The 7,722-nt window shown below is 60.7% G+C and carries 9 protein-coding genes; 4 read left to right on the top strand and 5 right to left on the bottom strand.

From position 1 onward, the window contains the following. Positions 1–249: 249 nt before the first annotated feature. The 5 genes from AHiyo1_RS20055 to AHiyo1_RS20035 all read right to left on the bottom strand — a co-directional run bounded on the left by AHiyo1_RS20055 (position 250) and on the right by AHiyo1_RS20035 (position 5,478). Complete coding sequence (locus tag AHiyo1_RS20055; RefSeq protein ID WP_059389745.1) at positions 250–1,041, bottom strand: hypothetical protein; 792 nt, start codon at positions 1,039–1,041, stop codon at positions 250–252. A gap of 261 nt (positions 1,042–1,302) precedes the next feature. After that, positions 1,303–2,373 (bottom strand): DUF3644 domain-containing protein, encoded by a 1,071-nt coding sequence (locus tag AHiyo1_RS20050; RefSeq protein WP_340639355.1) that lies wholly within the window; start codon positions 2,371–2,373, stop codon positions 1,303–1,305. 227 nt (positions 2,374–2,600) lie between these two features. Further along, positions 2,601–3,467: a trypsin-like peptidase domain-containing protein gene (locus AHiyo1_RS20045; RefSeq protein ID WP_059389743.1), complete on the bottom strand. Its 867-nt coding sequence runs from the start codon at positions 3,465–3,467 to the stop codon at positions 2,601–2,603. A 130-nt stretch (positions 3,468–3,597) separates the two neighbouring features. After that, on the bottom strand, positions 3,598–4,344 hold the full coding sequence (locus AHiyo1_RS20040) for a hypothetical protein (RefSeq protein WP_059389742.1): 747 nt from the start codon (positions 4,342–4,344) through the stop codon (positions 3,598–3,600). A 198-nt stretch (positions 4,345–4,542) separates the two neighbouring features. Beyond that, positions 4,543–5,478, bottom strand: coding sequence for an abortive infection family protein (locus AHiyo1_RS20035; RefSeq protein WP_059389741.1), 936 nt, complete (start codon positions 5,476–5,478; stop codon positions 4,543–4,545). 394 nt (positions 5,479–5,872) lie between these two features. Here AHiyo1_RS20035 and AHiyo1_RS20030 point away from each other — a divergent pair, with 394 nt between their 5' ends. From AHiyo1_RS20030 to AHiyo1_RS25020, 4 genes are all read left to right on the top strand, one after another. After that, positions 5,873–6,469 (top strand): recombinase family protein, encoded by a 597-nt coding sequence (locus tag AHiyo1_RS20030; protein WP_253257493.1) that lies wholly within the window; start codon positions 5,873–5,875, stop codon positions 6,467–6,469. Between the two features lie 148 nt (positions 6,470–6,617). After that, positions 6,618–6,929, top strand: coding sequence for a hypothetical protein (locus tag AHiyo1_RS20025; protein WP_059389740.1), 312 nt, complete (start codon positions 6,618–6,620; stop codon positions 6,927–6,929). Positions 6,930–7,060: 131 nt separating this feature from the next. Further along, on the top strand, positions 7,061–7,219 hold the full coding sequence (locus AHiyo1_RS25025; RefSeq protein ID WP_172465668.1) for a hypothetical protein: 159 nt from the start codon (positions 7,061–7,063) through the stop codon (positions 7,217–7,219). A 71-nt stretch (positions 7,220–7,290) separates the two neighbouring features. Further along, positions 7,291–7,722 (top strand): hypothetical protein (locus AHiyo1_RS25020; protein WP_216363270.1); only part of this gene is annotated, 432 nt, incomplete at its 3' end.

Genomic DNA, 7,722 nt, shown 5'->3' with positions numbered 1-7,722 from the left:
TCGGAACTGATCGGGACAGCCACGCTCAAGGAAGTCCGCCGGCTCCAGCGCCGGCACAACAACGGCAAACCCTGGGAACCAATACGCCGGGAAGCGCCCGCACCGGGCGCCGCTCCAAAGAAGAAGAAGCCCGCCACCGGCAGTAACGCCGAGTAGTTGGCGGCAAGCAGTGGACTGTGTCTGTTGACTTCGTTTGGCGGTCGTCGGCAACCTCGTCCACATAAGCGCCTGTCTGGCGAATGGATTTCGCTAGGCATCCCATTCCGAATCGAGGTCGAGCGCAGGAAGGTGATGGGAGGCGACATACCCTGGCGCAGTCAACAGGCCTGTGCGTTTGTTGAGCTCGGAGAGCTTCATGAACTGCTCGTAGTTGGCTGACTGGAGCAGTTTGAGCGTGCCGGAGCGCAGCTTATCGAGGATGCGCAGCAGTCCAGGAATGTGGAAGTGGACCACTATCGACTGTGCATCAACCACATCGTTGGGGAAGGAAACCTTGTCACCCAGCTCTGATGACCATCCTTGGCCCCAACTGTGGAACCTTCGGACGGCCTCGGGAAGATAGGTGTTCTCCGCGGCCGGTCCTGAAACCGCCAGTTCGTCGTAATCCCATCCGCCGTTAATATCTCCGAAAAGCCTGTAGCCGTCACCAAACTTGCGCCCGTGGTCGGCGAACAGCATCGAGCGCCCCAGATGCATTGTCGGATGCCGGACGCAGAACCAGAACGCCTGTGCAACAAAATCGGGCCAGCCGGTGGCTTCTGCGAACCAAGGACCGAATTCCTTGTCATTGATGTGGCCGTGCCGAAGAAAGTCGATCTGAGCCAGGCGGTTGATCACGACGCAGATGCCGTAGAGGATCTCAGACTCATCCACGAAATGGCTTGTCCTGGTTTCCTGTTTCCTGATTTGCTCCCGCACTCGTCGCCCGATGTGTTCACACCAGATGTCTATTTCGTGTATCTCTTCATCGAGCCAACGCGCGCGAGCGATGTCAGCCTGCTCAGCCTGCTCGGCGGTCTCGGGATTGCAGTGAGTGTCCATGCGACTACGCTGGACCTCCGTTCGTCCAGGTAAGCCGGTGGCCCAAACCCTTCAGAGACTCGGCCTCGCAAAATAAGTACGCTCAAGCCGAAAGTCTTGCAGGCGTAGGGATTAGGGGACACATAGGCCATAAGACACACCAAGTTGGATTAGGAGAAGAGGTCGGCCGCCCGCAAGAGGATTCCTTGCCGGACGCTCCGCGGCGGGGATGACGCCGAAGCCGGGAGCGTCTGCGTCAACCTTCATGCCCGAATTCTTTCCTCACTTAGACGGCGGATTCTTCCGATCCCTCACGAACCGCTGGCCTGGCGCCCGCCACGCTCGCACAGCGGCGTATTCCTCTGCATTGGCCAAATGCCGCACCAGGTATTCAACCCACGCTGCAGTGTAGATGTACTGCTCAAACGTCCCGTTGTAGTGACAGAACTGCGGCTTCGTCGCCGTCCGATCCGTTGTATCGGACGGGGGCCGTACCCCATAGAACTTCCATGCCTGGGTATGCATGTGCATATTGAACGTCGCGTCCAGTCGCGCCGCGACTTGCTCAACAACTTCCCCGGCCTTCAATCCATTGAGGTCTTCGACCGGCACATGCTTTTCGCGGATAATCGTCTGCACTTGATCGAGCACGGCACGCTGATCCGCAGTGAGCTCTTCCTCGCGCACGAACGTCATCGAGGCGTCTGCCTGCGTCTTCGGCCCCTTGTGGGGTACAAGGTAGATACGGAAGTCGAAACGTTGGTCCGCGCTAAGGCCAGGCTCAAGGGAAGCATCAAAGTCCTGCACCCAGTCGAGAACCCCGCGCGGAATCTGGGCACGAAGAGCCTTCACTGCGGCGGCTGCGTGCTCGGTGATGGTCGATACAAACAGGGGAAAACGCAACTCGGAGCCGAGGGCTTCTTCCTGACCGAACCAGCCCACCAGAGTCTGTTCGTAGTTGATCAGAAGCGCTTGGGTGCGGCCGGCGACGAGCGCGGCGATCTTTGCCTCGTGGCGATGTTCGATTTGGTTGCGGAGTCCTTGGAAGAACGCGATGTTGCTGAGGCGCGGATCAGTGTTCGTGAACTGCTCGCTGAGAAGCGTCCGGAGGGGCTTGTAAAGGTACCCACCCTCAGGGTGCTTCCTGCGCCACCCCCGTGGATCACGCTCGATCAGCTCGCCACCATCGCCCTCTGTCCGAGCTTGCAGCAGCTTCGTCCAGCCGAGGTTCATATGAACGATGAACGCCTCGAGCTGTCGCTCGTTGCCGGATCGGTTGTAGAGGTCGACGGCCAGTCGCACCTCCCCTTTGGAAGCCTGTAACGTGTGCCACCACTTTGGACGAGGAGCCATGAGCACACCCTATGTTGTCCATACGGGTACACCGGTACATGCCGCACCCCGGCGATTTCGATGCGACATCCTTCTGTTGCTACTTAGCGGGTGTGAAGTGGCCCGCAAGGTCGCGCAACGTCGACAGTCTGCTTTCTCGCTGTGCCAGGTAAACGATCTTCAATCGGTCAGCTCTGCACCCGGTGGCGAAGGGCGTACATGGCCCTCCGGGTTTGCCGAGGTGACGGCTACGCGAGCTCCTCATGGGCAACGGTCGCGAGCGGGAGGGGAAGCCCGTTCGCCTCGTGCAGCGCAAATACGGTTTCTTGGATGGCGCTGGCTTTGAAGACTATTCCTAGGTCAATCATGTCGTCGAAGGTGGCGATGCCGGCACTCACCATCTGAACGACGCCGTTGACTTGGCGAGTGTGAACCGCAGCAACAACGCCGAGGAGCGCCATCCGGGAACCGGAGTGGGTTGATCCGTCACGAGTCGTGAACGTCCCGCGGTCGTACAGCACAACCGGGCTTCCGCTGGATCCCGGGAAAACCGAAGCATCAATCAGGAAGGCTGGCAGATTGTTGTAGTCATCAAAGATTGGCGTTGCGGTCTGACCACGTCTTGCGATCGGCAACATGGAGGACTGGTCAAATAATCCGTTTGGGTATCCAATCATCGTGATTTGCTCGATAGAGTCGAGCGAGTTCGCGGTGTCCCGTGTAACAAGCTGCTCGGGTCTAAACCCTCGATAGAACGGGGCAGCACCGCCATTTTCCATCGCCTTCACAACGTCGGCGAAGAACATGGCACCGATGTCGACGCCTGAGTCGGGGTGCCCCACCCAAGTTTGGGCACCGAAGCCGGTGACCAACGTACGTGTACCGCGGCTGGCTGGCTCGGCTGTGTTCTCCGCGGCGGGCATGGTGAAGGCAACTTGCTCTGCCCCGTCGAACACATGTTTGTTTGTGATGAGAACCAGCCGGTGGCCCTCCTGGGCGGGGTAGTTGATTATGAAGCCTGTTCCCATGGATCTAGCTGTAGGGGTAAAGGCTTCAATGAACACCGTTGTGAAGAAGAGATGATCCGCGATCGTTTCAACTGGGGGACGCGCCATGGGCAAAGCCTATCCCGCTCGTAAGCCGGGCCTCCACCTGTGGCAGCGGAGCAACCACGGCTTCGGGCCACGGACCAGCGGGCGCCATGCCTGGTATGTATCACACGATCCTTTTAAGGCTGACCCCCTCTCAGGACGTAAATGACAGAAGGAACTTGGCCGCGCCCATGGCCCCATTCCAGCTGTCCAGCGTTCCGGCCATTGCCACGTACAGAACGTACTGGCCCTTCACCACGATTAGCGTCGTGTCACCCACGCCTTGGACGGTGGAATTGAAACCGGCAGAGTAGTCCCCAAGCTGGGGCGAAAAGGCAACGGATGCAGGGCGCCGCCCGATTCCCTGGTTTGTGGCAAATGAAGCTGCGGCTGCTTCCCGACTGCCGAGGTCCGAGATGGAATAAGTCAGGGATCCTCGGGGACTCTGCCATGTGCACCCATCAACCTGGACCGAGGAGAAGCTCGTGGACGGCACCTGGCGGAGCCCGCCGCCGAGGTAAGCACCGGCGATCGTGTGGTCGATGATGCGGCACGAACTACCGAGCGGCGGAAGAAGGTTCCGTCGGTAGGTTGGCGGAGCGTATGTCGGCACCGGAATTTCAACCTGCGTGAAATGCGGTGCGGGGGTCGTATATGCGGCAGATGGCACCGCAGCCGGCGGGGTTGTCTGCGGCTTGTATGAAGGCGAGGGCATTGGGGTCACCGGATCGGTCACAGCCGTCGTCGCCCGGTGGGTCCCGGTGTCGGACGGTGCCGCGCGGAACGAAGTGGCCTTGTCCGGCCACAGGCTGGGCAGCACAAACACTCCCGCGCCAACGATCAGGACAGCGATGAGCGCCACGATGAGCCAACCGATGCGTAATTTCCAAGTGTCCGGCATGGGCCGATCATCGCATGATCGTCCGGTTCCTGGACTCGACGGCGCAATTGCGCCGCCCCTCGCCAATGAGCATCCGTCAGCGATTCAAAGCTGCCGGCACAACGAACGCACAGACCTCCTGGGCTGTCGGCAGCCGCAACGGTCAAAAACGACCGCTCATGGCTGTCTGCTCGGCTCCTGCATCGGGTGGTGGGTGTGTCAATTCCGCGCGGCTTCGCTCAGTGCGTTCGTGCGGCGTTGTTGGAGGGCGCTCAGCAAGAACTCCGCTACCGTGACCGTGCTGTTCAGGGCCAGCCTTGCATGCATCTCGGTTGCGATACTCGGAGCGGTACGCCCGTGTCCTGTGCCGATTTCATTCCGCAGCTCGGCAATGGACTGCACCGTCGTCGCGAGGGTGCGCAAGATTTTCTGAACGGTTTGGCTCGCCGGAGCGCTACTGGGGACGCTTTCGGCGTTGACGTTCAGAGCCGCCCCTACCTTCTTGTAGAGAGTTGGGATTTCATCCGAGCGGCCATACTCCACGTTCTCCTGGTCGAGAATTAGTTTAAACAGGCTTTCTAGAAGTTGCTTGGAGGAAGCGATTGCGTGGGCTGGGTCTCGCGTCAAGCTGTCCTTAATCCGCTGAAGATGTTCATGCAGGACGCCCGGGTCCGTCAGTAGTGGTTGCGATGCAATTACCTCGGGCACATCGCCATGGAAGGAGTCATCGAGCGGCCGAGCTTTATAGATAGGCCTGCCGCTAATGTCCCCGTCAGGCACAAGATGGTAGTCATCGGCGCGAAGCGCCGCGTTGTAGACGTCTACAACTTGTGCAGCCTGCTCGACGCCGCGGACCAAGGGGTGAACCGTCATCTCCAGGAAGTGAAGGAAGTTCTCGTCGGTTCCCCACAAGACATTGAATCGAGGGTCCGTGAAGACGTAGTCGTCGTCCCAGTCTTGAGGGTTCCGGACTCGATGCTGCTGAATGTCCTCATAGGCGTTGTCGTAGCGACGGTCATTGCTCGGAAGTTCACTCAGGTTGTAGATCCGCGCCAAGAACTCAGGTTCCGAAAGATTTCCTGACCAGCTAATGCGCTGCAGAGGAAACACGTCGATTATCTTGCGCCTAGTGACTTCGGTGATCTGGCCTGACACGGCTTCTCCTACCTTCAGAAACAAGGCCACCCTTTGCGAGACCTCGATGCCTCTAAATCTAGTGTGGAACGGATCGTGCAAGGTAAAGCCAGCCGAACGCGCTCCACGGTATTGATAGGGCCCCAATATCTCGGCAGGTCGAGCATGAGCCGGAACTTCCGGGATGATCTGCTTTTTACCTTTTTGAACCCGAGATTTCGGACGCCGGGCGGACAGCTATCCCCTGGCCTTCTTGGAGGTCAATAATGACCCTTTGTGCCTGTAGGGACTGGGATGCCCGACCGCCCTCTCGAAAAGCGCTTTTGGCGATGCTACTCTGTTTCACAACTCGACTACGAAATCTATAAGGGTACTGTTAGTCAAAACTTCGTGAACGACGGTTTTTGAATGAAGGGTGGGGGCTGATGTGGCTACGTTGATGGGTTATGCCCGGGTGAGCACGACGGAGCAGTCGGTGGACCTGCAGCTGGATGCTTTGAACGCTGCCGGGTGCTTCCGGATCTGGACGGATTTCGCGTCCGGTGCGACGACTGAGCGGCCGCAGTGGCAGGACTGCCTGGATCACCTGCAGTCCGGGAACATCCTGGTGGTCAACGATTTGTCCCGGCTCGGGAGGAACACTGCCGACCTTGCCGGCATCGTGAAGACGCTGGCGGACCGCCATGTCGGGCTCCGGTCGTTGACCGAGACGTGGCTGGACACGACCACGTCCCAGGGAGTGCTGATGTTCCACTTTTTCTCTGCGATCGCCGAGTACGAGCGGAACAGGTTGCGTGAGCGGACCATGGCCGGGCTTGCCGCTGCCAAGGCGCGGGGAAGAGTGGGCGGGCGGCCGACCAAGATGACGCCGGACAAGGCGGCCACGGCGCATCGGATGCGCAGCGAGAAGCAGACGATCCGGGACATCGCCAAGACCATCGACGTCAGTGAGGCCACGGTGGTCCGTGAGCTGGCACGGCAGCGGAAGAGTCTTCAGGCCCCGCAGGAATAAGCGTGTGACTGTGCGTCCTCCGGGGCCTTCGCTAGCGTGGAGGCAAACGGAGGGGGAGCGGCGCACATGGCATCGAGGAAATCCAAGAACCACATTGAGGGTCAGCTGAGTCTGGAGTCCTTGTGGGCCGAACCGGGAGAGGTAGTCAATGAACGAGCACGGCAGACACGCCATGGAAACCATGAAGAAGCACGATCCGGAGGCCTTCGCGCAGATCGCGGACCCCGAGACGCACTTTTCGATGTTGGGGGAGGAGATTCAGCAGGCGATCTGGGACCTGAGCGAGGAACTGACGCCGACCAGGGGGTCGGAGCCGCCTCTGGAGTACATCGGGCTGGTGAACATGGCCAAGCTGCGGGCGCGGGAGATGGTGTACCAGGAGATGATCTACGCCGGCCTTCCATCGGAACCGGAGGACATGGAGCCGGGCTCCCCGAGCCGGGAGGACGGGCAGGACTAGCACCCGGATCGCAGCACCAGGAAACCCGCGGGCCGGCGACGGCTGGACGTTTCCGCCCCGGCTCCCAGGCCGACCTTGCCCCAACGGGCCAGAAAGCCCGGTTCGCGGCGAACCTGGAAGCAATCCGCATCGTGCGGGAGCTGGAGGAGCAGCAGCGCCCGGCCACCGGGGCCGAGCAGCGTTCCCTGGCGCAGTGGTCCGGCTGGGGAGCGGTGCCCCAGCTGTTCGACAAGGATGACTGGGCGGCCGAGCGTGCCCGGCTGGCCGGGATCCTGAGCGAGCGTGAGTAGCGGCCGCGTCGCGGACCACGACCAACGCCTACTACACCGACGCTGCCTTGGTGAAGGAGATCTGGTCCGCCGTGGAGGGGCTCGGCTTCAGCGGGGGAGAGGTGCTGGAACCGGGGTCGGGGGCCGGGACGTTCATCGGCTTCGCCCCGGAAGGCGCCCGGATGACCGGTGTCGAGCTGGATCCGCTGACGGCCTCCATTTCCCGGGGGCTTTATCCGCACGCGAGCATCCGCACCGAATCCTTCGCGGACACCCCGATCACGTCCAATTCCTTTGACCTTGCCGTCGGCAACGTCCCGTTCAGCAAGAACACGCTCTACGACAAGACCCACAACCCCGACTCCCGGCACTCCATGCACAACCACTTCATCCTCAAAAGCCTGGCCGCCGTGAAGCCCGGCGGTTACGTCGCCGTGCTGACCTCCAGCTTCAACCTGGACGCCGCCAACCCGGCCTCGAGGCGGGAGATGAGCGCCATGGCGGACCTGGTGGGCGCCGTGCGC

Origin of the sequence: Arthrobacter sp. Hiyo1, assembly GCF_001263615.2 — a bacterium.
GTDB lineage: Bacteria > Actinomycetota > Actinomycetes > Actinomycetales > Micrococcaceae > Arthrobacter.
This window is presented reverse-complemented; position numbering and strand designations above follow the sequence as displayed.